Origin of the sequence: Mesorhizobium sp. J8 (assembly GCF_016591715.1) — a bacterium.
Classification (GTDB): Bacteria; Pseudomonadota; Alphaproteobacteria; order Rhizobiales; family Rhizobiaceae; genus Mesorhizobium.
Map to the genome: position 1 here is coordinate 6540807 of NZ_AP024109.1, position 22829 is coordinate 6563635.

The 22829-nt window shown below is 65.3% G+C and carries 27 protein-coding genes and 1 pseudogene; 6 read left to right on the forward strand and 22 right to left on the reverse strand.

The window, feature by feature from the left end:
* The first annotated feature begins 16 nt into the window (after positions 1-16).
* Positions 17-442: an OsmC family protein gene (locus MJ8_RS31315; protein WP_059189445.1), complete on the forward strand. Its 426-nt coding sequence runs from the start codon at positions 17-19 to the stop codon at positions 440-442.
* A gap of 220 nt (positions 443-662) precedes the next feature.
* Here MJ8_RS31315 and MJ8_RS31320 read toward each other — a convergent pair whose 3' ends face one another.
* From MJ8_RS31320 to MJ8_RS31350, 7 genes are all read right to left on the reverse strand, one after another.
* A complete protein-coding gene (locus tag MJ8_RS31320) occupies positions 663-1295 on the reverse strand; it encodes a YceH family protein (RefSeq protein WP_201412382.1) in 633 nt (210 codons plus the stop codon).
* A 73-nt stretch (positions 1296-1368) separates the two neighbouring features.
* Positions 1369-2148, reverse strand: coding sequence for a succinate dehydrogenase iron-sulfur subunit (locus MJ8_RS31325; protein ID WP_201412383.1), 780 nt, complete (start codon positions 2146-2148; stop codon positions 1369-1371).
* Positions 2148-2582 (reverse strand): DUF3052 family protein, encoded by a 435-nt coding sequence (locus MJ8_RS31330; RefSeq protein ID WP_201412384.1) that lies wholly within the window; start codon positions 2580-2582, stop codon positions 2148-2150. Before MJ8_RS31330 ends, MJ8_RS31325 begins: the two co-directional genes overlap by 1 nt.
* A gap of 2 nt (positions 2583-2584) precedes the next feature.
* Positions 2585-4420: a succinate dehydrogenase flavoprotein subunit gene (gene sdhA / locus MJ8_RS31335; RefSeq protein ID WP_201412385.1), complete on the reverse strand. Its 1836-nt coding sequence runs from the start codon at positions 4418-4420 to the stop codon at positions 2585-2587.
* Positions 4421-4424: 4 nt separating this feature from the next.
* Positions 4425-4820: a succinate dehydrogenase, hydrophobic membrane anchor protein gene (gene sdhD / locus MJ8_RS31340; protein WP_201412386.1), complete on the reverse strand. Its 396-nt coding sequence runs from the start codon at positions 4818-4820 to the stop codon at positions 4425-4427.
* Positions 4820-5242: a succinate dehydrogenase, cytochrome b556 subunit gene (gene sdhC / locus MJ8_RS31345; protein WP_040996394.1), complete on the reverse strand. Its 423-nt coding sequence runs from the start codon at positions 5240-5242 to the stop codon at positions 4820-4822. The genes sdhD and sdhC overlap by 1 nt, the downstream gene beginning before the upstream one ends.
* Before the next feature lie 228 nt (positions 5243-5470).
* Positions 5471-6001 (reverse strand): hypothetical protein, encoded by a 531-nt coding sequence (locus MJ8_RS31350; protein WP_201412387.1) that lies wholly within the window; start codon positions 5999-6001, stop codon positions 5471-5473.
* Between the two features lie 240 nt (positions 6002-6241).
* Between MJ8_RS31350 and MJ8_RS31355 the strand changes: the two genes are divergently transcribed.
* Positions 6242-6598, forward strand: coding sequence for a hypothetical protein (locus MJ8_RS31355; protein WP_201412388.1), 357 nt, complete (start codon positions 6242-6244; stop codon positions 6596-6598).
* Here MJ8_RS31355 and MJ8_RS32505 read toward each other — a convergent pair.
* A pseudogene (locus tag MJ8_RS32505) lies at positions 6544-6877 on the reverse strand (GGDEF domain-containing protein); the annotation flags it as partial. The gene MJ8_RS31355 and the pseudogene MJ8_RS32505 overlap by 55 nt on opposite strands.
* Before the next feature lie 55 nt (positions 6878-6932).
* Complete coding sequence (locus MJ8_RS31360) at positions 6933-8129, reverse strand: GGDEF domain-containing protein (protein WP_201412389.1); 1197 nt, start codon at positions 8127-8129, stop codon at positions 6933-6935.
* A gap of 163 nt (positions 8130-8292) precedes the next feature.
* Here MJ8_RS31360 and MJ8_RS31365 point away from each other — a divergent pair, with 163 nt between their 5' ends.
* Positions 8293-8598 carry a hypothetical protein gene (locus MJ8_RS31365; protein WP_201412390.1) on the forward strand — a complete coding sequence of 102 codons (306 nt, stop codon included), beginning with the start codon at positions 8293-8295 and terminating at the stop codon, positions 8596-8598.
* 64 nt (positions 8599-8662) lie between these two features.
* Here the strand turns inward: MJ8_RS31365 and leuC are convergent, their stop codons facing one another.
* The 8 genes from leuC to rplS form a co-directional block, all read right to left on the reverse strand.
* Positions 8663-10072 carry a 3-isopropylmalate dehydratase large subunit gene (leuC, locus tag MJ8_RS31370; RefSeq protein WP_201412391.1) on the reverse strand — a complete coding sequence of 470 codons (1410 nt, stop codon included), beginning with the start codon at positions 10070-10072 and terminating at the stop codon, positions 8663-8665.
* A gap of 66 nt (positions 10073-10138) precedes the next feature.
* Positions 10139-10264 (reverse strand): hypothetical protein, encoded by a 126-nt coding sequence (locus MJ8_RS32615; RefSeq protein WP_127238320.1) that lies wholly within the window; start codon positions 10262-10264, stop codon positions 10139-10141.
* A gap of 207 nt (positions 10265-10471) precedes the next feature.
* Positions 10472-11122: a class I SAM-dependent DNA methyltransferase gene (locus MJ8_RS31375; protein WP_201412392.1), complete on the reverse strand. Its 651-nt coding sequence runs from the start codon at positions 11120-11122 to the stop codon at positions 10472-10474.
* 58 nt (positions 11123-11180) lie between these two features.
* Entirely contained in the window at positions 11181-11993 is an 813-nt protein-coding gene (locus tag MJ8_RS31380) for an amino acid ABC transporter permease (RefSeq protein ID WP_201412393.1), read from the reverse strand.
* Positions 11994-12071: 78 nt separating this feature from the next.
* Positions 12072-12869 (reverse strand): basic amino acid ABC transporter substrate-binding protein, encoded by a 798-nt coding sequence (locus tag MJ8_RS31385; RefSeq protein WP_201412394.1) that lies wholly within the window; start codon positions 12867-12869, stop codon positions 12072-12074.
* Between the two features lie 168 nt (positions 12870-13037).
* Positions 13038-13538, reverse strand: coding sequence for a MarR family winged helix-turn-helix transcriptional regulator (locus MJ8_RS31390; RefSeq protein WP_412177082.1), 501 nt, complete (start codon positions 13536-13538; stop codon positions 13038-13040).
* Positions 13535-13954, reverse strand: coding sequence for an organic hydroperoxide resistance protein (locus MJ8_RS31395; protein WP_201412396.1), 420 nt, complete (start codon positions 13952-13954; stop codon positions 13535-13537). The genes MJ8_RS31390 and MJ8_RS31395 overlap by 4 nt, the downstream gene beginning before the upstream one ends.
* 349 nt (positions 13955-14303) lie before the next feature.
* The gene (gene rplS / locus MJ8_RS31400; RefSeq protein ID WP_040996377.1) at positions 14304-14822 is read right to left on the reverse strand and encodes a 50S ribosomal protein L19; all 519 of its coding nucleotides are present in this window, start codon (positions 14820-14822) and stop codon (positions 14304-14306) included.
* 343 nt (positions 14823-15165) lie between these two features.
* Here rplS and MJ8_RS31405 point away from each other — a divergent pair, with 343 nt between their 5' ends.
* Positions 15166-15918, forward strand: a complete 753-nt coding sequence (locus MJ8_RS31405; RefSeq protein WP_201412397.1) for a sulfite exporter TauE/SafE family protein — start codon at positions 15166-15168, stop codon at positions 15916-15918.
* Positions 15919-16015: 97 nt separating this feature from the next.
* On the opposite strand, the gene trmD is transcribed toward MJ8_RS31405, so the two are convergent.
* Both trmD and rimM read right to left on the reverse strand, forming a co-directional pair.
* Complete coding sequence (gene trmD / locus MJ8_RS31410; RefSeq protein ID WP_201412398.1) at positions 16016-16699, reverse strand: tRNA (guanosine(37)-N1)-methyltransferase TrmD; 684 nt, start codon at positions 16697-16699, stop codon at positions 16016-16018.
* Positions 16696-17295, reverse strand: a complete 600-nt coding sequence (rimM, locus tag MJ8_RS31415) for a ribosome maturation factor RimM (protein ID WP_201412399.1) — start codon at positions 17293-17295, stop codon at positions 16696-16698. Before rimM ends, trmD begins: the two co-directional genes overlap by 4 nt.
* Positions 17296-17393: 98 nt before the next feature.
* On the opposite strand from rimM, the gene MJ8_RS31420 reads away from it, so the two are divergent.
* Together MJ8_RS31420 and MJ8_RS31425 are read left to right on the forward strand one after the other, a co-directional pair.
* Positions 17394-18332: a tyrosine recombinase XerC gene (locus MJ8_RS31420; RefSeq protein ID WP_201412400.1), complete on the forward strand. Its 939-nt coding sequence runs from the start codon at positions 17394-17396 to the stop codon at positions 18330-18332.
* A gap of 143 nt (positions 18333-18475) precedes the next feature.
* Positions 18476-19540, forward strand: a complete 1065-nt coding sequence (locus MJ8_RS31425) for a TraB/GumN family protein (protein WP_201412401.1) — start codon at positions 18476-18478, stop codon at positions 19538-19540.
* Positions 19541-20162: 622 nt separating this feature from the next.
* Here MJ8_RS31425 and lpdA read toward each other — a convergent pair.
* The 3 genes from lpdA to MJ8_RS31440 are packed head-to-tail and all read right to left on the reverse strand — an operon-like array spanning position 20163 to position 22821.
* Positions 20163-21569 (reverse strand): dihydrolipoyl dehydrogenase, encoded by a 1407-nt coding sequence (gene lpdA / locus MJ8_RS31430; protein ID WP_201412402.1) that lies wholly within the window; start codon positions 21567-21569, stop codon positions 20163-20165.
* 23 nt (positions 21570-21592) lie between these two features.
* Positions 21593-22348, reverse strand: coding sequence for an SDR family oxidoreductase (locus MJ8_RS31435; RefSeq protein WP_201412403.1), 756 nt, complete (start codon positions 22346-22348; stop codon positions 21593-21595).
* Entirely contained in the window at positions 22345-22821 is a 477-nt protein-coding gene (locus MJ8_RS31440; RefSeq protein WP_412177083.1) for a hypothetical protein, read from the reverse strand. The genes MJ8_RS31435 and MJ8_RS31440 overlap by 4 nt, the downstream gene beginning before the upstream one ends.
* Between the last annotated feature and the right edge of the window lie 8 nt (positions 22822-22829).

The following is a 22829-nucleotide window of genomic DNA, read 5'->3' on the forward strand; positions in this document are numbered from 1 at the left end:
CGACAAGGAGGACTCCATGGACCGCACCGCAAACGCCGTCTGGAAAGGCAATCTGAAGGAAGGCAAGGGCACGCTGGACACCCAGAGCGGCACCTTGAAGGGCACGCCCTATTCATTCAAGGCGCGCTTCGAGGACGAGAGCGGGAAATCCGGCACCAACCCGGAAGAGCTGATCGCCGCCGCCCATGCCGGCTGCTACGCCATGCAGCTCTCGCATTTCCTCGCCGAAAACGGCACGCCGGCCGCCGAGCTCGACGCCAAGGCGGTGGTGACGCTGGTGCCAGGCACCGGCATCACCGGCAGCGCCATCACTTTGGTCGGCAAGGTGCCGGGCATCGACGCGGCGAAGTTCAAGGAATTGGCCGAGAAGGCCAAGGCCGAATGCCCGGTGTCGAAGGCGCTGGGAGCGATCAAGGTGTCGCTGGATGCTAGGTTGGGGTAATCGGCTTCTACCTGGCGGGGTGGCGATCCTTCGCGCCCCCTCTGCCCTGCCGGGCATCTCCCCCACAAGGGGGGAGATTGGCAGTTTTGGCGCCGGCGCTTGTCCTTCAACGCTGGAGATTGGCGAAAGCCGGCGTAACATCTGATCTCCCCCCTTGTGGGGGAGATGTCCGGCAGGACAGAGGGGGGCGCTGTCCCGCCGACGTTTCCCGCCATCAAATTCACCCGCCCAGCGCCTCGATCTTCGCCCGCAATGCCGCGACCTCTTCCTCCAGCGCCTTGACCCGCGCCTCAAGTCCGGAATCCACAGTTGTCGCCGGCGCCTGCCACGGCGCCGCCACCGTCGCCGCTTCCACGGGCCCGCTCAGCAGATGCACATAGCGCTCCTCGCGCTGCCCGGGCGCGCGTTCGAGCAAATGGATCAGCGGCGGCCTTCGCCCGATCATCAAATCGAGATTGTCGCGCAGCTCCTCGATCGAAGCGAAGCGCGCCATGCGCTCCGAACGGGCAAGCAGCTCATGCGCCGTCTGCGCGCCACGCAGGAGCAAAAGCCCGATCACCGCGATCTGCGGCGTGGTCAGCGAAAAGCGCTGCGCCATCAGATGCTCGTAACGCTCGACGCGCGAGGCAAACGCCTGACGCACCAGGCCCTTCTGCTCCAGCGTGCTCAGCGCCCGCCGCACCTCGGTCAACTCCAGCGCCATGACAGGCTCGCGCGCCGTCTTCTGGTTGGCGGCGGCGTGCGCGCCATTGAGCGTCAGCGGATAGACGTCCGGCGTCAGCTCCTTCTTCTCAATCAGCGAGCCGAGGACACGGGCCTCGACGGGTGAGAGGATGGGGAGATCTTCGCTCATTGAGTTGCCTAGCCTTCAAGGTTGGAGGGACAGCACCCCGACCTTGTAGTTGCTGTCGCCAAACCTCTTCGTCTCAGACGCGCCGCTCCACCATCATCTTCTTGATCTCCGCGATCGCCTTGGCCGGGTTCAGCCCCTTCGGGCAGGTCTGCGCGCAGTTCATGATGGTGTGGCAGCGATAGAGCCGGAACGGGTCTTCGAGGTTGTCGAGCCGCTCGCCCGTCGCCTCGTCGCGGCTGTCGATCAGCCAGCGATAGGCCTGCAGCAGGGTGGCCGGGCCGAGATAGCGGTCGCCGTTCCACCAGTAGCTCGGGCAGGACGTGGAGCAGCAGGCGCACAGGATGCATTCGTAAAGCCCGTCGAGCTTCTCGCGATCCTCATGGCTCTGCAGCCATTCCTTGGCGGGCGTCGGCGAGACCGTCTGCAGCCAGGGCTGGATCGAAGCGTGCTGGGCGTAGAAATTGGTGAGGTCGGGCACCAGATCCTTGATGACCGGCATATGCGGCAGCGGATAGATCTTCACCGCGCCGGAAATGTCTTCGGCGCCCTTGGTGCAGGCCAGTGTGTTGGAGCCGTCGATGTTCATGGCGCAGGAGCCGCAAATGCCTTCGCGGCAGGAACGGCGCAGCGTCAGCGTCGGGTCGATCTTGTTCTTGATCCACAGAAGCGCGTCCAACACCATCGGCCCGCAATCGTCCATGTCGACGAAATAGGTGTCCATGCGCGGATTTTCGTCGTCGTCCGGCGACCAGCGGTAGATGCGGTATTCGCGCAGATTGGTTGCGCCTTCCGGCTTCGGCCAGGTCTTGCCCTGCTTGATCTGCGAATTCTTGGGAAGCGTGAGTTCGACCATTACCTGCGGTCCTTTCGGATGACGAGCTTCAGCCCGGACCAGATTTCGTTGACGGCAGCGACCTTGACGTCGACCAGGTCGCGCTTCAGCGCCTCCGACCGGATGACGTCCTCGGTGACGTCTGTGGCGACCTTCGAGGCCTTCTTCGGCCAGGAGACCCAGACCATGCCGTCGCGCTTGATCGCCGTCTCGATGCCGGCCAGGCCGTCCTCGATTTCGGCGCGCTGCCGGGTGAAGGCGTGCACGGCATCGTATTTGCGGTTGCCCGAGATCGCCGACCACTTCGGCAGCCGATCGACCTTGGCGAAGGACACCGCTTCAGCCAGATCGCCCAGTTCCGGTGGCAGCGCGATGAAAGCGGCGACCATCCCGTCCTTCAGGCCGAGCTTGGCCGGGAGGGGCGTGCCGGAATATCCGGTGGCCGCGAGCGCCATGATCAGTACACCCTGGCCTTCGGCGCGATCTTGGCCAGGCTGATGCCGCCGTCCTTCTCCGCCAGCAGCGGCTCGGTGTGGACCGGCCGGTAGGTCAGCGTCACCTTGCCGTCCTCGCTCAGATGGGCAAGGGTGTGCTTGCGCCAGTTCGCGTCGTCGCGCTTGTCGAAATCCTCACGCGCATGCGCGCCCCGGCTCTCCTTGCGCGCCTCGGCACCGTAGACCGTGGTGATGGCGTTCGCCATCAGGTTTTCCAGCTCCAGCGTTTCGACCAAGTCGGAATTCCAGATCATCGAGCGGTCGGTGACCTTGAGGTCCTTTAGCTCGCCCCAGAGTTCCGAGATTCGCCTGCAGCCGTTCTCGAGCGATTCCTGCGTGCGGAACACGGCGGCGTCCTCCTGCATGGCGCGCTGCATTTTTTCGCGCAAGCTGGCGGTCGGGATCGAGCCGTTGGTGTGGCGCAGCCTGTCGAAGCGCTCCATGATCTTTTCGACCGAAGCTTCGTTGGGCGACGGGATCGCCGACTTGCGGTCGATGACCTGGCCGGCGCGGATAGCCGCCGCGCGGCCGAACACGACGAGGTCGATCAGCGAGTTCGAGCCAAGCCGGTTGGCGCCATGCACCGAAGCACAGCCAGCCTCGCCGACGGCCATCAGGCCGGGCGACACGCGGTCGGGATTCTCGGCCGTCGGGTTGAGCACCTCGCCCCAGTAATTGGTCGGCACGCCGCCCATATTGTAATGGACCGTCGGCAGCACCGGGATCGGCTCCTTGGTGAGGTCGACGCCGGCAAAGATCTTGGCCGATTCCGAGATGCCCGGCAGCCGCTCGTGCAGCACGGCCGGATCGAGATGGTCGAGATGCAGGAAGATGTGGTCCTTCTTCTTGCCGACGCCGCGGCCTTCGCGGATCTCCAGCGTCATGCAGCGCGAGACCACGTCGCGCGAGGCAAGGTCCTTGGCAGACGGCGCATAGCGCTCCATGAAGCGTTCGCCCTCCGAATTTACGAGATAGCCGCCCTCGCCGCGCGCGCCTTCGGTGATCAGGCAGCCGGCGCCGTAGATGCCGGTCGGGTGGAACTGCACGAACTCCATGTCCTGCAGCGGCAGGCCGGCCCTGGCAGCCATGCCGCCGCCGTCGCCGGTGCAGGTATGCGCCGAGGTGGCGGAGAAATAGGCGCGGCCATAGCCGCCGGTCGCCAGCACCACCATCTTGGCCGAGAAGCGGTGGATGGTGCCGTCATCGAGGTTCCAGGCCACCACGCCGGTGCAGGTGCCGTCCGGCTCCATGATCAGGTCGAGCGCGAAATATTCGATGAAGAACTGCGCGTTGTTCTTCAGGGACTGGCCGTAGAGCGTGTGCAGGATGGCGTGGCCGGTGCGGTCGGCGGCGGCGCAGGTGCGCTGCACCGGCGGACCATCGCCATAGTTCATCATGTGACCGCCGAACGGCCGCTGATAGATCTTGCCTTCCTCGGTGCGCGAGAACGGCACGCCGTAATGCTCGAGTTCGTAGACGGCGGCCGGCGCCTCGCGCACCATGTATTCCATGGCGTCGACATCGCCCAGCCAGTCCGAGCCCTTGACGGTGTCGTACATATGCCACTGCCAGGAATCCGGCCCCATGTTGGACAGCGAGGCGGCGATGCCGCCCTGCGCAGCCACGGTGTGCGAGCGCGTCGGGAACACCTTGGTGATGCAGGCGGTGCGCAGCCCCTGCTCGGCCATGCCGAGCGTGGCGCGTAGGCCGGCGCCGCCGGCGCCGACGATCACGACGTCGAATTTGTGATCGACAAAAGTGTAGGCGGAAGCCGTGCCGGCTGTATTTGCGTTGGCCAAGGCGTCAGCCTCCGAATGCGAGTTTGAGCAGGGCAAACAGCGAAGCGACGCCGACTGCCACGCAGAAGAAGGTGTTGAGGGCGATCAGCGCCAGCTTCAGGCCTTCGCCATGCACGTAATCCTCGATGATCACCTGCATGCCGATGCGCATATGATAGAGCGGTGAGATCAGCACCAGCCCGAGCATGACCACCACGAACGGGTTCGCGAGCGCCGCCCGCACCTCCGCGTAGCCGTGGCCGTTGATCGCGATCAGGAAGCCGACGAAGAACAGGATCAAAGGAATGTTGGCGATGGCGGTCAGCCGCTGGCGCCAGAAATGCCCGGTGCCTTCCCGGGCCGAACCGAGGCCGCGGACCCTCGCCAGCGGCGTGCGCATGTCCGAATTGTTGGCGGCCATCAGAATGCTCCCCGCGCCATATAGCCGGCAATCCAGATCAGAAGCGTCAGCACGATCGAACCGGCAAGCGTCGCCCAGGCGATCCTCGACGCGGTGTGTTTTTCAAGCCCTGCGCCGGTGTCCCAGATGAGGTGGCGCAGCCCGCCCAGCATGTGGTGCATCAGCGCCCAGGTGTAGCCGAAGAGAACCAGCCGGCCGAGCCAGGAGCCGAAGGCCCAGTTGACCCAGTCGAAGGCGGCCTGCGAGCTCGCGGCGGCAATCAGCCAGGCCGCCACCAGCAGCGTCCCGAAATAAAGCGCGCCGCCGGTGATACGATGGATGATCGACATCGTCATCGTGATCGGCGGCCGGTAGACCGTCAGATGCGGCGAAAGCGGCCGTTCACGTCTGGCGACTGCGCGGGTGGCTGGTGATTTGCTCATGGCTCCCCCAGTTCGGCATCCTTGAAGCCGGAATGGGAATGCGGTGTTTGCCGCCCTCATATATGGCTCCGGACAGCCGGTTTCTAATGCGCTTTTTGCACCGCGTCAAAGCCGGAAAATCGTTTTGGAAACATCATTTAGTCTGACAAATTGAGGGCCGGAGGCTTCAATCGATTAGCGGCTGTTTCGAAGCCGGCGCAATGTCTCGTTGCAGTGCAACAAAGAGCGCTATCTCCGACAGGTCTGCGGGGTCGATCCCCTCTTCATCACCAGCGCTTCGCGCCCGTCGATCACGATTGCGTCATGGGTGGCCGCTTCCTGGTAGCGACTGCTCTGGTTGGCGGGCGAGGCCGCGAATTCCTCGGCCGTGCCGTCCGGGCGGACCACGCGCAGCGACGAGCCGAGATTCTGGATGGTGATCATGCCGCCATTGCCGCATCTGTAGGTCGCCGTGCCGAGGCCGGACCGCGGCACGGTAAGGTCGGTGACGATCTTAGTCGCGGGCGCAGGCGTTGCAGGCGTCTTGGCCGTTGCAGATCCCGGGGGCGTCGCGGGTGCCGGGGCTGCCGCGGGCAACGGGGGCGTGGCAGCCGCCGGCGGTGGTGTCCCGGGGGCGCCGGACAGCGGCGCTGGGGCAGGCGAGGCGGCGGGCGGCGCGGCATTCGCCGCCTTCGGCGCGCCGTCCTGCGGCACGCAGGCCGCGGCCGCGAGAAGCAGCGGGATGGTGATCGACACCCGAACCGTGTGGCCAAAACTCATGCGCTGCCCTTTCGTGCGCGGCACGCTAGCCACGCGACGCATCAAGATCAAGCTCACCCGGAGTCAGCCGACCGCATGCCCGCCCTGCGGCGGGCGAAAACCGGACCCTCGAAAATTAACCATGTTCCTTAAGAACCGGCGCCGAAGGCCTCCCACCTCTTAACAAAGGTTAAGAAAGGGTTAATTTCCCATTCGAACCGGAATCCAGGCGCGATCATCGCGGCATCAAGGGAGAGCGACATGCGTTCGAATTCAGTGCGTGCAGGCGTTGCCGCCGCGGCGCTGGCGGGGCTGGTGACGGCGATCGCCGCTCCGGCGGAAGCCGGCTTGCGCCATCACGACCGCGTCTATGCCGATTCCTTCGGCAATCTCGTAATCGACAGCGCCGCCGGCTACAAGCGCATCATCGTCGGCGAGGGCAAGCTCGCCAAGAAACTTTCCGAATTTACCAGCGCCGGCCAGCCGGACGTCGTCTATGACGATGCGGACGAGGCCGGCGCCCCCGGCTGCTACCAGCCGCCGGTTTTGGTCAAGGGCCGCTCCTATATGTACGGGCTTTCCGACGGCGAGATGCCCAATCTCAGCCCTTGCCGTTGACGACCGCCGGCGCCGGGCGGCGCGGCGCCTGAGACGCGAACGCAGTCGCGGCCGGCATTCTTGGCTGCGTAGACCGCGGCGTCGGCTCGCCGCAAAAGTCTGCAAAACCCTCGTCGGCAGCGAGCTCGGCCACGCCGAAGCTTGCGCTGCAGCGATGCTCGGCCAGCAGGCCTTCGATCGGCAAGGCGCCGAAGGCGTTGCGCGCGCCCTCGGCAAACGGCCGCGCCGCAGTTTGGTGCCCGGCAGGATGATGGCGAATTCCTCGCCGCCGATACGGCCGCAGGGGAGCTAATAACGAACCTAGCAATCACCTACAGGGTTTTGACAGCCTGCCTCAGCCGGCAGCAAGCCGCTCGGCGACGAAGACGGTCTCGGGCCTCTCATACGAGACACGCACGCTGTCGCGGCCGTTCTTCTTGGCCTTGTAGAGCGCCTCGTCGGCGCGCCGCATCAACGGCATCAGGCCTTCCTTGCCGGAGCGGGCGGCGACGCCGAAGCTCGCGGTGACCCTGGTGCCGGGCGGCAGGCCGTCGATCGCTCCGGCCGAATAGAAGGCGCGGATCGCCTCGGCGAAAAGCCTTGCCGAGGCGAGGTCGCTGAGCGGCAGAAGCACGGCGAACTCCTCGCCGCCGATGCGGCCGGCGGCCCCGCGCGCGCCGGTGGCGGCGCGCAGCTTGGCGGCGAAGTCGGCGATCACCCGGTCGCCGGCCTCGTGGCCGTGCTGGTCGTTGAGTGCCTTGAAATGATCGAGATCGGCGAGCACCAGGGCGATGGGAAACCCGGCCTTGCCGCACTGGTCGAGCAAAAGGGCCGCCCGCTCCTCGAAGCCGCGGCGGTTGAGGATGCCGGAGAGCGGATCGGTATGGGTCTCGGCCTTCAGCGCCTTCACCACATCGAGCGCGGCGGCCGTGAACAGACTAAGCGCGATCAGCAGGGACAGCAGCGCGTGCGACAGCAGCGCCGTCGTCCAGTAAGACGAGGCATAGAGCTCGTCATAGCCCTTGAACGGTCCTTGCGCGATGATGACTGCCAGCGTCCGCACGAAGAAGTTCAACCCGGAAAGCAATGCCAGCACGAACAGGATCTTTTCCGTCGGGCCATTGCCGCGCACCACGCGCAGCTCCGCGGCGGCCAGAAGGCTGATGCCGCCGAGCGCGAAATTGACGACGAGTATCCGCCATGTCAGGTCCGGTTGAACGAACAGGAACCAGCAGAACGCGGCCATTCCGCCTCCCGCGAGCACGCCGATCGCGGCAAAGGGGACGGGCCGGCCGTGGCGCGCGACGATGGCGCCGACCAGACAGGACCCGGCAACGCAGAAACACAGATTGGAGAGGAACTTGGACGGCGCCAGGCCGACCGGAAGGGTGAAGTGCTGGAACAGGAAACCGGCCGCGGCGAGAGCATAGCTCGCCGACAGGACGGCCAGATACGGGCGATGGCGCTGATAGGACCACAGCACGAAGAACGCAGCGCCGAGCGCCAGCGCTATCGTCGGATTGAGCAGCGCTATGAGCAGACCGGTGTCCAAAGGACTGCGACTTTCCCCAACTTTACCCAAGGGGAGATGCTAGGGCTTAAGCCCAAACAAGCGGTTAAGCCTCCGATAATACGCCGTGAAGCCATGCGGAACCGGCCTGCCGGAGCGGCGTTGTCCGGCCAGGACAGCAGACGTCTGACGGGAGACGACCGAGATGGCCGGCACGATCACTTTGACGAACCACGATGACATCCGCTCCTGGGCGGCGGCGCGCGCCGGCTTCCCGGCCATCGTCGACGTCTCGCCCGAGGCCGGAACGCAGCCCATGCTGCGGCTGGTGTTCGGCCAGCAGGCCTATGAAGACACCGACCGCCCGGAACGTCCGATCAACACCGGCGGGTACGAACTTGTGGAGTGGGACGAGTGGTTCAAGATTTTTGACGAGCGGCAGCTGGCCTTGGTCGTCGCTGCCGACGAGCCCGGCCGGCGCGAGGAGTTTCACGAGATCATTCGCAGATAGATCGCTGAAAGCTAAAGGCCCGGACGTCGCGTCCGGGCCTTTGTCGAGCACGGCAGGCGGGCGCTTACTTCCAGTCGCGGATGTCGACGAAATGGCCGGCGATCGCCGCCGCCGCCGCCATGGCCGGCGACACCAGATGGGTGCGGCCCTTGAAGCCCTGCCGGCCCTCGAAATTGCGGTTCGAGGTCGAGGCGCAGCGTTCATGCGGCTTCAGCCGGTCGTCGTTCATGGCCAGGCACATCGAGCAGCCGGGCTCACGCCAGTCGAAGCCGGCGGCGATGAAGATCTTGTCCAGGCCTTCGGCCTCGGCCTGTTCCTTGACCAGGCCGGACCCCGGCACGATCATGGCGTTGACGCGCGGATTGACCTTCTTGCCCTCGACCACCTTGGCGGCGGCGCGCAGGTCCTCGATGCGGCCATTGGTGCAGGAGCCGATGAAGACGCGGTCGAGCGCGATGTCGGTGATCCTGGTTCCGGGCGTCAGCCCCATATAGTCGAGCGCGCGCAGCTTCGACGTGCGCTTGTTCTCGTCGGCGATCTCTTCCGGATTGGGCACGACGCCCTGCACCGAGACCACGTCCTCGGGCGAGGAGCCCCAGGAGACGATCGGCGGCAGTTTTTGCGCGTCGAGCACGACGACCTTGTCGAAATGCGCGCCCTCGTCCGAATGCAGCGTCTTCCAATAGGCGAGCGCGGCATCCCAGGCGGCGCCCTTCGGGGCGCGCGGCTTGTCCTTGACATAGGCGAAGGTCGTCTCGTCCGGCGCGATCAGGCCTGCGCGGGCCCCGCCCTCGATCGACATGTTGCAGATCGTCATGCGGCCTTCCATCGACAGCGAGCGGATCGCTTCGCCCGCATATTCGATGACGTAGCCGGTGCCGCCGGCGGTGCCGATCTCGCCGATGATGGCCAGGATGATGTCCTTGGCGGTGACGCCTTCCGGCAACTGGCCGTCGACGCGCACCAGCATATTCTTGGCCTTGCGCTGGATCAGTGTCTGGGTGGCGAGCACATGCTCGACCTCGGAGGTGCCGATGCCATGCGCGAGAGCGCCGAACGCGCCATGCGTGGAGGTATGGCTGTCACCGCAGACGATGGTCATGCCGGGAAGCGTGAAACCCTGCTCCGGCCCGATGATGTGGACGATGCCCTGGCGGACGTCGTTCTCGGAATAATAATCGATGCCGAAATCCCTGGCGTTCTTGGCCAGCGCCTCGACCTGGATGCGGCTCTCCTCGTTCTTGATGCCGAACTTGCGCTCGGGCGAGGTCGGCACGTTGTGGTCGACCACGGCCAGCGTCTTTTCCGGATGCCGGACCTTGCGGTTCGACATGCGCAGGCCCTCGAAGGCCTGCGGGCTGGTGACCTCGTGCACCAAATGGCGATCGATATAGAGCAGGCAGGTGCCGTCGTCCTGGCGGTCGACCGTATGGTCGTCGAAGATCTTGTCGTAGAGGGTGCGCGGTGCGCTCATGTGCGTAAATCCGTCGATATGAGAATGGGAAAAAGCTGCGCGGCCTTGGCCGGCGAGCGACTTCGATCAGTCGGCCAGGCTAAGTCGGCTGGTGAGCGCGCCACAGACGCGCGCGGCAAATCGCGACGGCAGGCGCTTCCTGTCCTGCAGCACGAAACCCTTGTAGGCCGGATCGCTGAAAAGCTTTTCCATGGCCGGGTAGATAGCAATGTTTTGGCTTTTCGGCAATTAGCGGCGACTTCCCCTTCTCCCCTTGCGGGAGAAGGTGGCTCGGCGCGCAGCGCCGAGACGGATGAGGGGTGTTCCAGCGGAGTGAGACGCCGGCTTTCCCTGGAGCACCCCTCATCCGGCCGCTTCGCGGCCACCTTCCCCCACAAGGGGGGAAGGGGAGGCTGGCGCTCACGTCACCTCGAACACGAACGTCTTCACCAGCGCGTCCGGATCGCCGATGGCGTAGCAACGGAACCACGGGCTTTGCTCCACCAGCCGCCACTTCCCGGCCTGCTCCAATCCATCGAACACCGCCTGAAAACCGCCGCTCTCGAACACCTGGTCGCGCACGGTGAAGATGGCGTGACCGCCGGCCTTCGTGATGCGCACCAGCTCGTGCAGGCCGGAAGCAGGCGCATGGCCGATGGTGAAGACCCCGGTCGAGAAGAAGGCGCGGAAATGCCGGTCGGGCCAGGGCAGCGGACCACCGAGCATCGCCTTCTTCAGCTCGCTATAGGCCGGCTCACCACCGGCCTGGCGGCTGCCCGCGATTTTCAGCATGTCGTCGGAAAGGTCGAGCCCTGCGATCTCGCCATAGCCCAGCGCCTTCAGCGACGGTCCCGACAGGCCGGTGCCGCAGCCGGCGTCGAGCAGCGGGCCTTCGCCGGCCGGCACGTGCCGCGCCACCCAGGCGGTGATCAGGAAAGGCAGGAGATAGCCGAGCGAGGCGGTCTCGCTGTCATAGGTCGCGGCCCAGTCGGCATAGGCCTTGGCGAGCCCTTCCGGCGAGTCGGCCGAATAGACGGAGTCCAGCGCCGCATTGGCCTTGTCGAAATTCATGGGGCGTGTCCTCCGCGATGATGAGCCGAAGGATCGTAGCGCGCCTCGAGGCTGCCGGCTATTCCTGATGCTGCCGGCGCAGCCGCTGTTCCAGCGCCCGCAGCGCCAGCGACAGGCCGACGGTCAGGATGAGATAGATATAGGCGACGATCGAATAGGTCTCGAAGAAGCGGAACGAGCCGGCGGCATAGACCTTGCCGATCTGGGTGATGTCGGCGACGCCGAGCACCGAGACCAGCGAGGAATCCTTGACCATGGCGACGAAGTCGTTGCCGAGCGGCGGCAGGATCATGCGAATCGCCTGCGGGAACACGATCAGCCTGAAACGCTGCGCCCGGCTAAGCCCGAGCGCCTTCGCCGCTTCGATCTGGCCCCTCTCGACCGACTGGATGCCGGCGCGGAACACTTCCGAGATGAAGGCCGAATAGCCGATGGTTAAAGCCATGATGGCGCGCCAGAGCAGCGAGACATCGCGCACCAGGAGCTCGCCGATCAGCCCGGCGCTCTGCAGCGGCGCGGTCAGCGCATTCCAGGCGGCGACGAAGGCCGGCGCGCCGGCGAAGGCGATCCAGAACAACAGCACCAGGATCGGCACGCCGCGGATGATCTCGACATAGAAGCGCGCGATCTGGCGCAGCCACTGCGATCCCGACAGCGCCATCAGCGCGATGCCGAGCCCAAGCGCGGAGGCTAAAGCAAAGGCGACCGCGGTGACGAAGATGGTGATGCCGATGCCTTTGGCGACCGTGGCGAAGACCTCGGCATAAAGGTCGCTGGACGCGATGGCGAGGGCAGCGACCAGTGCGAGCACGGCTGCAGCGGCCAGCCACCAGGGGAATTCGGGTTTGGCGGTGGATGTGGGCGCTGGCATCAGGCGATGCCAGCACAACCGTCTGGGCGCAATGTCTGCGCGATTTCCTGCAAACTTACCGCGCGCGACAAGACGAGCTCACTGCCCCATCTTGTAGTCGAGGAACCACTTCTTGTTGAGCTTGTCGAAGGTGCCGTCGGCCTTGAGCGCGGCGATGGCGGCATTCACCGGCTTCACCAAGTCGGAGCCCTTGGGGAAGATGAAGCCGAAATCCTCGGTGCCGAGCGGTCCGCCGATCAGCTTCAGCTTGCCTCCGGAAGCATCGACATAGCCCTGGCCGGCGGTGCCGTCGGTGAGCACGACGTCGACGTCGCCTGCCTTCAGCGCCTGCACAGTCGCGCCGAAGGTCTCGAACAGCTTGATGCGCGGGTTCTGCTCGTTGCCGTCGAGCACGCTGTAGACGGCGGTGTAGAAGGGCGTGGTGCCGGGCTGGGCGCCGATCAGCCCATCTTTGAAGGCGGCGAAGCTCTTGGCGTCGGTGAAGCGGCTTTCGTCGCCGCGCACGAGCATGAACTGCTCCGAGCGCATGTAGGGGTCGGAGAAGTCGACCTTCTCCTTGCGGTCGTCCTTGATGGTGATACCAGTCATGCCGATGTTGTACTGGTTGTCGGAAACCGCCTGGATCATCGCGTCCCAGGAGGTGTTCTGGTACTCGACCTTGAAGTTCAGCCGCTTGGCGATCTCGTCCATGGCGTCATATTCCCAGCCGATCTGCTTGCCGGTCTTCTTGTCGATGAACTGCAGCGGCGGATAGGCGTTCTCCGTCACCACCACCACCTTCTTGCCGCCGAGGTCCGGCAGGTTGTCGGCGCGCGCCGCGACAGGCGCGAGAAGCCAGGCCACCATGGCAGCCAGCAGCAGTTTCGACTTGGTCATGACAAATCTCCGAGGGTGCGACCGCGCTGCAATTTCGCGGCCGAAGAAAATCCGGCGCCGACTTTAGCTTGCCGCAAGCGCCTTGCAAACCGCTCCGCGCCACGGCAGGCCGGTGAGCACGCGATCCGATGCTCTTCGCGGATGGTTCGGAGAACGGCCTTGCTGCTTTCAACCCTGATTGGCCGTGGCTTCGCGCAACCCGGCGACCAGCCGCGTCAGCGTGCCGTGCAGGGCTTTGAGCTCGGCCCGCTCCAGCGGCATGCCGCAGCTTAGCCCGTCCTGCACGTCCTTCATCTTCGCACGCAGGCCTTCGCCCTTGGCGGTCGGCTCGACCAGCACGCGGCGTTCGTCGGCGGCATCGCGCCGCCGCGTCACCAGGCCGCCCGCTTCCATCCGCTTGATGAGCGGCGTCAGCGTCGCCGAATCGAGCCCCAGCGCCGCGCCGAGCTCACCGATCGTGCTTGGCGAATGCTGCCACAGCGCCAGCATCGCCAGATATTGCGGATAGGTGAGGCCAAGCGGATCGAGCAGCGGCCGGTAGAGCTTGGTCATCAGCCCGCTTGCCGAATAGAGCGCGAAGCAAAGCTGCTGGTCGAGGCGCGGCACCTCAAGCGCCCCGGCATCCTGCGCCGGGGCTTGCTCGGTCATTGGTTCGGTTGTCGTCGTCATGCAGCCTTTGCCGAGAGCGCCACGTCGACATTGCCCCGGATGGCGTTGGAGTAGGGGCAGATCTTGTGCGCCTCCGATACAAGCGCCTCGGCGCCCGCCTGATCAAGCCCCTTGATCTCGGCTGCCAGCGCGACGCCGAGCCGGAAGCCGCCCTGATCGTTCGGATAGAGGCTGACCGTGGAGGCGACCGAAGCGTCCTCGAGCGGCAGCTTCTGCTGGCGGGCGACGAAGCGCAACGCGCTCTCGAAGCAAGCTGCATAGCCGACCGCGAAGAGCTGCTCGGGATTGGTGGCGCCGCCCTTGCCGCCGAGTTCCTTCGGCATCGCCAGATCGACCTTGAGCAGGCCGTCGCTGGTCTCGCCGTGACCGTTGCGGCCGCCGCTGACGTGAGCCTGGGCGGTGTAGAGTGCAGGCATTTTTCGATCTCCATTGATTTGTACACGATTATTTAGTGTACAAGGTATTTGGGTGTCAATTCCCAATGTCGTTATTCACAGACGAAGCGATGCGAAGCGGAGCGCAGACCGAGGATCGAAGCGCTGCCGCAGCGTGGAATTTGAGGCGCTGACGGGACAGAAGGAGCGTGAAGGAACGCTGACCAGTCACCTTCGTCATTCTAGGGCGGAGCAAGGAGCGAAGCGACGCGCGCAGGCCCTAGAATGACGAAAACGCGAAGGCTTCGATCAAATTCCGATCGCTTGCGATAGCCACCAAAACGAAAAAAGGCGGCCGAAGCCGCCTTTCCGGAACCTGTTTCGCAAAACCTTATTCGGCGGAAGCGGCCTCGGCGGCCTTCTTCTCGGCTGCTTCCTTGGCGGCCGTCTCTGCAGCCAGCGCCTGGGCGGCGGCGACCTTCTCGGCCTCGATGCGGGCGCGCTCGGCGTTCAGCGCGTCGCGCTCCTCATCGTTCAGCTTGCGGGCGCGCACGCCGGTGTTTTCCGAAATGCGGGCCGACTTGCCGCGACGGTCGCGCAGGTAATAGAGCTTGGCGCGGCGCACCTTGCCGCGGCGCACGATCTCGACGCCCTCGACCATCGGCGAGTAGACCGGAAACACGCGCTCGACGCCTTCGCCGTAGGAAATCTTGCGGACGGTGAAATTCTCCTGGAAGCCGGAGCCGGAGCGGGCGATGACCACGCCCTCATAGGCCTGGACGCGGGTGCGGCTGCCTTCGGTGACGCGCACCTGGACGCGCACGGTGTCGCCCGGCTGGAATTCGGGAAGCTTGCGCTTGGCTTCGATCTTGGCGGCCTGTTCGGCCTCGAGCTGACGGATGAGATCCATCTCAAATATCCACTTCTTGTTCTTCCGACAGTCAGAGCGTCCTCGGCTCGCCTTGCAGTTCCATTGACCGCTCGGCTATGCCCTTTGTCGAAACATCGGGCAGGGACGGCTACACCGCACTTGTTGACGGGTCCAGAAGATCGTTCTTCCGGTTCGGGCGGCGACATACAGCCATTTTGCCGCTTTGTCACGCCCTAATGCATGTCGCCCGGAAGTGTAAGCGGTTCTGGGATGACGACATGCATCAAAAAGGACCTTCAGGCATATTTTTTGCGCTCGATGGCCCCATGACATTGACGCCGTGCCGGGTTGCGCTCGCACGGGAAGCTTTCTAAGCGGGGAAATGAGTTTTTTCGACGCCGTCCTGCTTTTCTTCGCGGGTTTTGCCTCGGGCGCCGCCAATGCGGTCGCCGGCGGAGGCACTTTCCTCACCTTCGGCGCCATGACGCTGGTCGGCCTGCCGCCGATCGTCGCCAACGCCACCTCCTCGGTGACGCAGCTGCCGGGCTACATCACCTCGACGCTCGCCTATTGGACCGATATCCGGCATTTCTGGCGCGGCGCTCTCCTGCTTTGCCTGATTTCCGCGCTCGGCGCGCTCGCCGGCTCGCTCATCCTGCTCGCGCTCTCCAACCCGTCCTTCCGCGCCCTTGTGCCATGGCTGCTCATCGCCGCCACCGCATTGTTCGCAGCCGGGCCGTGGCTGAAGCCCGCGGCGGGGCCGGAGCACCAGGCCTCGGTGGGCTCGCTCACCGGCTCGCTTGTTCAATTCGCGACTGCTATCTATGGCGGCTTCTTCGGCGCCGGCATGGGCGTGATGATGCTGGCCACCCTCGGCCTGACGCAAGCCGGCGACTACCACCGGCTCAACGCGTTGAAGAACATGCTGTCCATCGTAATCGCGGTCGTCGCCATCCTGGTCTTCGTTTCCGGAGGCGTCGTCGCCTGGCCGCAGGCGATCGTCATGATCCCGGGCGTCGCGCTCGGCGGCTATGCCGGGGTGTGGATCGCCAAGCGCGTGCCGCAGGCTGTCGTGCGCGGCTTCGTCGTGGCGATCGGCCTGCTTTTGGCGCTCTACTATTTCACCAAGGGCTAGAGCATGATCCCGAAAAGTGGGAACCGGTTTTCGGAGAAAGATCATGCTCCAACAAAGAGTGAGATCGTGAGGGCGATTCAACGAAAGCCATCACGATCTAAGGCGCGAGCAGGTCCGGCCGCCGCTCCCGCGTGAGCTTCTCGGCCTCGGCGCGCCGCCATTCGGCAATCTTCTTGTGGTTGCCGGAAATCAGCACGTCCGGGATCGCCATGCCCTCGAACTCCTGCGGCCGCGTATAATGCGGGTGCTCGAGCAGGCCGTTCTCGAAACTCTCTTCCTCGCCGGACACCGCATTGCCCATGACGCCGGGCAAAAGCCGCACCACGGCATCGAGCAGCACAAGCGCCGCCGGCTCGCCCCCCGACAGGATGAAATCGCCGATCGAGACCTCCTCTAGTCCCCGCGCGTCGATCACCCGTTGGTCGACGCCTTCGAAGCGGCCGCACAGGATGACCGCGCCCGGACCGGCGGCGAGCTCCCGCACGCGGGCCTGGGTCAGCGGTTTTCCGCGCGGGCTCATCAGCAGCCTCGGACGCTCGTCGCCAGGTGGCGAGGCGTGGTCGATGGCCTTGGCCAGCACGTCGGCGCGCATCACCATGCCGGCGCCGCCGCCGGCCGGCGTGTCGTCGACGGTGCGATGCTTGTCGGTGGCGAAATCGCGGATCTGGATCGCCTCCAGCGACCATGTGCCTGCCTCCAGGGCCCGTCCCGCCAGCGACAGGCCGAGCGCGCCCGGGAACATCTCGGGATAGAGCGTCAGCACCGAAGCGGCAAAGCTCAACGGTTGCCCCCGGCATCCTTCGGTCCGCGCGGCCTGCCCCTGGGGTCGAAGCCGGAACGGCCAGGCGCCGCCCCTTCTTCCTCATCCTCGACCAGGCCTGCCGCGAGCGGGTTGATCTCGACGAAGCCGTCGGCGATCGAGACATGCGGCACCGCCGCCTGCGTGAACGGGATCAGCACGCCCTTGCGGCCGGCAAGCGTGACGTCGAGTATGTCGCCGCCGCCGAAATTATGCACGGCGACGACCTTGCCGATGACGCCCGTATCGTCCCGGACGTCGAGGCCGATGAGATCGGCATGATAGAACTCGTCCTCCTCGCCGTCGTCGGGCAGCACCGAGCGGTCGACGAAAAGCTCCGTACCGGCCAAGGCCTCGGCGGCGTTGCGGTCGTTGACACCTTTGAAACGCACCACCACCACGGTCCCGGCAGGCCTGATATCGGTGATCTGAAAAGCGCGACCATCCTTGGCATAAAGCGGCCCGTAATCTGCCAGCGCCAGCGGATCGCCGGTGAAGGTCTTCACCCTGAGTTCGCCCTTGATGCCGTGCGCGGCACCGATGACGGCCATCTGTACGGGGTTTTCGAGCTTCGACATCGGCGGCGCTTCCTTTGCCCTGCTCTAGCGCCGTCCCGAAGCCTTTTCAATGACGGCCTCTTCACGGCTTCCTAACCTTAACGCCTGACAATGCCGTCATGCAGGAATTCCTCATCCCGGCAAAACCCGACCTCCAGGCAGCGCGCGAGACCTGGCTTAAGACGCTGGCGCATGAGCGCCGGCTCTCACCGGAGACCGTCGAGGCCTATGAGCGCGACACGCGCCAGTTCCTGCATTTCCTGACCGGACATTGCGGCGGCCCCCCCGGCATTTCCGACATCGCCGGGTTGCGCCCCGCCGACCTGCGCGGCTTCCTCGCCAAGCGCCGCAATGACGGCGCCGGCGCCCGCACGCTGGGGCGCGGCCTTGCCGGCATCCGCTCGCTGCTGCGCTTCCTCGAAAAACGCGGGATGGTCAATGCGGCGGGCGCGGCGGCATTGCGCGCGCCACGTCAGCCGAAATCGCTGCCCAAGCCGCTGACGGCAAGCGACGCGAAACAAGTCGTGGCCATGGAAGGCCAGCTCGCGGAAGAGCCTTGGATCGCCGCCCGCAACGCCGCCGTGCTGACGCTGCTCTATGGATCGGGCCTGCGCATTTCGGAAGCGCTGGGATTGACCGGCGCCGATCTGGCGACAGAAGCCGACACCGTGCTGCGTGTCACCGGCAAGGGTGGCAAGACCCGGCTGGCTCCGGTGCTTCCGGTGGCCCGCAGGGCGGTCGCCGAGTACCGCCGGCTCTGCCCTTTCCATATCGGTCCCGAGGGCTTGCTGTTCCGCGGTGCCCGCGGCGGCCCGCTCAACCCGGCCATCGTTCAGCGCGAGATGGCCAAGCTGCGCTCGGCGCTCAACCTGCCGGACACCGCGACGCCGCACGCCCTGCGCCACTCCTTCGCCACCCACCTGCTTGGCCGTGGCGGCGACCTGCGCACCATCCAGGAACTGCTCGGCCACGCCAGCCTGTCGACCACGCAGATCTACACCGGCGTCGACACGGCGAGGCTGCTCGACATCTACGAGAAGGCGCATCCAAGGGCGTGAAGCCGTCGGCGCTATCCGAAGCGGCTCGGACTTCGTCATTCCAGGGCGGAGCAAGGAGCGAACGTCAAAACTCACCGGACCGGAAACAAATTTCGTCCTCCCAATTAACCGTTTTGCCGCTTTTCGGCGCTAAGACGCTGTCCATGAAACGCGTCATCGCCATCGCCGACCGCGCGGCCCTTGTCTCGTTGAAGCTGCTCGCAGCGCTCAACGTGCTGTTTTTCCTGTCGTTCGTCGTCGTTCTGCTGCTTGCCGGCCGGGCACATGCTGAAATGGCCAATTGCGTCGGCACCGACCTTTTGGCCGCGCTGGAAAAGAACGATCCCGCCGCCTTCAAGAAAGTCGAGACTGAAGCGGGTGCGGTTCCCAACGGCGAGGGCCTGCTGTGGAAGCTGGAAAAGCCGGGCGAAAAGCCGTCCTATCTGTTCGGCACCATGCACATGACCGATACGCGCGTCACCACGCTGCCGGCAGCCGCGCAAAAGGCCTATGACGGCGCCGGCACCGTCGTCATCGAAACCACGGATGCGATGGACAAGGCCAAGATGATGGCCGCGATGGCCAGCGAACCCGGCCTGATGATGTTCACCGACAACACCACGCTGTCGTCGCTGCTGTCGCCGGACGATGCGGCGGCACTGAACAAGGGGCTCGACGCCCGCGGCATCCCCCCGGCGACGGTCGCCAAGATGAAGCCGTGGATCCTGTCGGCGATGATGGCGCTGCCGGCCTGTGAGGTGGCGCGCCAGAGCGCCGGCGCGCCCGTGCTGGACGTCAAGCTGGCTTCCGACGCCAAGGCCTCGGGCAAGGACGTCGAAGGGCTGGAGACCGCCGTCGATCAGCTGCGCGCCATGGCCTCGCTGCCGCTCGAATTCCACATGAAGAGCCTGGTCGAGACGATGAAGCTCGGTGACAAGGTGAACGACGTCAACGAGACGATGATCGTGCTCTACCAGCGCGGCCAGGTCGGCATGTTCTGGCCGCTGTTCAAAGCCGTGCTGCCGGACACGGCGGACGACAAGGCCGGCTATGCCGCCTTCGAGCAGACCATGATCACCAGCCGCAACAAGGTGATGGCAGCGCATGCCAGGCCGATTTTGGCCAAAGGCAACGTCTTCATGGCCGTCGGCGCCATGCATCTGCCCGGTCCGGAAGGACTGGTCGAGGATTTTCGCAAGGCAGGGTATACTGTTACCGCCGTCAACTGAGTCGTCTGGCGGCTGGCGGACCTGAAAACGCCGGTTTTTCAGCGCTTTCCGTCCGTCCGCGTGAAACCCGATGCGGGATCAGCGCGTTGATGGCTGTTATTTTGATGACTTTCATCCAAGGAGGACACGTTTCATGGCGAACCCTAACGACCCCTTCACCCCTTCGAGCACGCCTCCCACGTCGAGTGGCGGTGGTGGCGGCAGCGGATGGCTGATCGCCCTTGTTGTCATTATCCTGGCCATTGTTGCGTATTATGTCTTTGGCAGAAGCGGCGGCGAGCACGCCCCCGCCCCGGCTGAGCCGCCGGCCGCCAGCACGCCGGCCCCTGCGCCTGCAACGCCTGCTCCGGCACCTGAGCCTGCGCCCGCTCCGGCGCCAGCCCCGGCTCCTGCACCGGCCCCTGCGCCTGCTCCGGCACCTGCGCCTGCGCCGGCTCAATAATCGGGCTGCAGCTTCAAACCGAACGGCCCGCCGAAAGGCGGGCCGTTTGTTTCAAGGATTCTTCCGAAACCACCTACGCGTCGTCATCTCGGCTTGACCTTCCGTGCAGGTAAACGGAGCAGAACCACCCGCACTGTGACCGCTGACAAAATCGCGAGGGTATGGCCCTCTCTCTTGCTCCTAAATATGAATCGGCTTGAAGAACGTGGCCAACGCAGCTTCCTTGACCGCCTCCGACATCGTCGGATGCGCGTGGCAGGTGCGGGCGAGGTCCTCCGAGGAACCGCCGAATTCCATCAGCACCGCCGCCTCGTGGATCATCTCGCCGGCGCCGAAGCCGACGATATGGACGCCGAGCACGCGGTCGCTCGCCTTATCGGCGAGGATCTTCACGAAGCCGTCGGTATGCAGCATGGCGCGCGCGCGGCCATTGGCGCTGAACGGAAATTTCCCGACCTTGTAGTCGATGCCGACCTTCTTCAGCTCCTCCTCGGTCTTGCCGACCGAGGCGATTTCCGGGCTGGTGTAGACGACGCTCGGGATGACGTCGTAGTTCACATGGCCGGCCTGGCCGGCAATGGTCTCGGCGACCGCGACGCCCTCGTCCTCGGCCTTGTGCGCAAGCATCGGCCCGGCCACCACGTCGCCGATGGCATAGATGCCGGGCACATTGGTCCTGAGATGGCCGTCGGTCTTCACCCGGCCGCGCTCGTCGACCTCGACGCCCGCCTCCTTCAGCCCCAAGCTGTCGGCATAGGGACGGCGTCCGGTGGCGACCAGCACCACATCCGCCTCGATGGTCTCGGCCGCGCCCCCCTTGACCGGCTCGAAGGTCACGGTGGCGCCCTTCTTGGCCTTGGCCACACCGGTGACCTTGGCGCCGAGCTTGAACTCGAACCCCTGCTTGGAGAGCAGCCGCTGGAACTGCTTGGACACCTCGCCGTCCATGCCGCCGAGAATGGTGTCGAGGAACTCGACGACCGTGACCTTGGCGCCCAGCCTGGCCCACACCGAGCCGAGCTCCAACCCGATGACGCCGCCGCCGACCACCACGAGGCTGGCGGGCACCTTGGCCAGCGACAGCGCGCCGGTGGAAGACACGATCACCTTCTCGTCGAAATCGACCTTGACGCCCGGAATGCCGGCGACGTCCGAGCCGGTGGCGATGACGATGTTCTTGGTCTCGATCTCCTCGACCTTGCCGTCCTCGCCGGTCACCGAAACCTTGCCGGCGCCGACGACCTTGCCGGTGCCGCGGAAGCTGTCGATCTTGTTCTTCTTGAACAGGAAGGCGACGCCGTTGACGTTGGACGCCACCGTCGTGTCCTTATGCGCCATCATCTTCTTCAGATTGAGCTTTGGCGCCGGTATTTCGACGCCCAGCGTATCGAAGGCATGGCCGGCTTCCGCGAACATCTCGGAGGCGTAGAGCAGCGCCTTCGACGGGATGCAGCCGATGTTGAGGCAGGTGCCGCCGAAGGTGGCGTTCTTCTCGACCACCGCCGTCTTCAGGCCCAGCTGCGCCGCCTTGATGGCGCACACATAGCCGCCCGGCCCAGATCCGATGATTACGACGTCATAAGCCATAGTCTTGTCCTTTGTTTTGGCGCCTATCGGCCGCCGCTCACATTCAGGATCGCGCCCGTTATATAGGAGGCCGCATCCGACAGAAGATAGAGAACCGCGCTGGCGACTTCGTCCGCCGTGCCGGCGCGTTTCATCGGCAGCATATCCTGCATCCGCGCCACTCGATCCGGCTGGCCGCCCGACGCGTGGATCTCGGTTTCGGTGATGCCTGGGCTGACGGCATTGACGCGAATGCCTTCCAGCGCCACCTCACGCGCCAGCCCGATCGTCAGCGTATCGATCGCGCCCTTGGAGGCGGCGTAGTCGACATATTCGCCCGGCGAGCCGAGCCTGGCGGCAGCGGACGAGATGTTGACGATGGCGCCGCCCTTGCCGCCATGCCGCGTCGACATGCGCTTCACTGCCTCGCGCGCGCACAGGAACGAGCCGACGACATTGATGCGCATCATGCGCTCGACCCGCTCGACACTCATCTCGTCGACCCGCGCCTTGACGTCGACGATGCCGGCATTGTTGACGAAGGCGTCGAGCCGGCCGAAGGCGCGGTCGACGGCTTCGAACATGGCAATCACATCGGTCTCGCTGCCGACATCGCCCTTCACCGCGAAGGCATCGCCGCCGGCGGCCTTGAATTCGGCGACGAGCGCGTCCGCTGCGCCCTGGTTGGAAACGTAGTTGACCGCCACACGGTAGCCGGCCTGGTTCGCCTGGCGGCAGATGGCCGCGCCAATGCCGCGGCTGCCGCCGGTGACCAGCAGCGTCTTTTTCCCGGCGCTCATTCCTGGCAGCCTTTCAGCACGAAGATGTCCCACGGCACTTTGGAGAAGCCGGCGGGACCATAGGCCGCCGACATTTCGAGCGACGGCCCGAGATCGGGGAAAATCAGGCTTTTCGGCGCGTCGACGCCTTCCGCCGGCAGCAGGCCGACGCCGCCCTTCTCGTCGGCGCTGTAGATGACGCCTTCCCACACCGTGCAAGCGGCGAGCTCCTCGCCGGTCACGTCGCCTGTCGGGCATTTGTACATCAGCGAACCGTGCGGCCGCGCCGCCGAGCCCTCGGTCCACATCGCGATGCCGTCGAGCACGACATTGTTGTCGAGGATCATGCGGAAGGCGTTGGTGATCGTCGCCGAGGTGCCGGCCGAGGTGAAGTCGATCTCGGCGCCGCTCTGCGTATCGCCGTAGACGGCCAACTGGATCGGGCAGGCGGCCTGGGCGGCGGAAGCCGACAACAAAACCGCCGATCCAGCCATCCACCGGA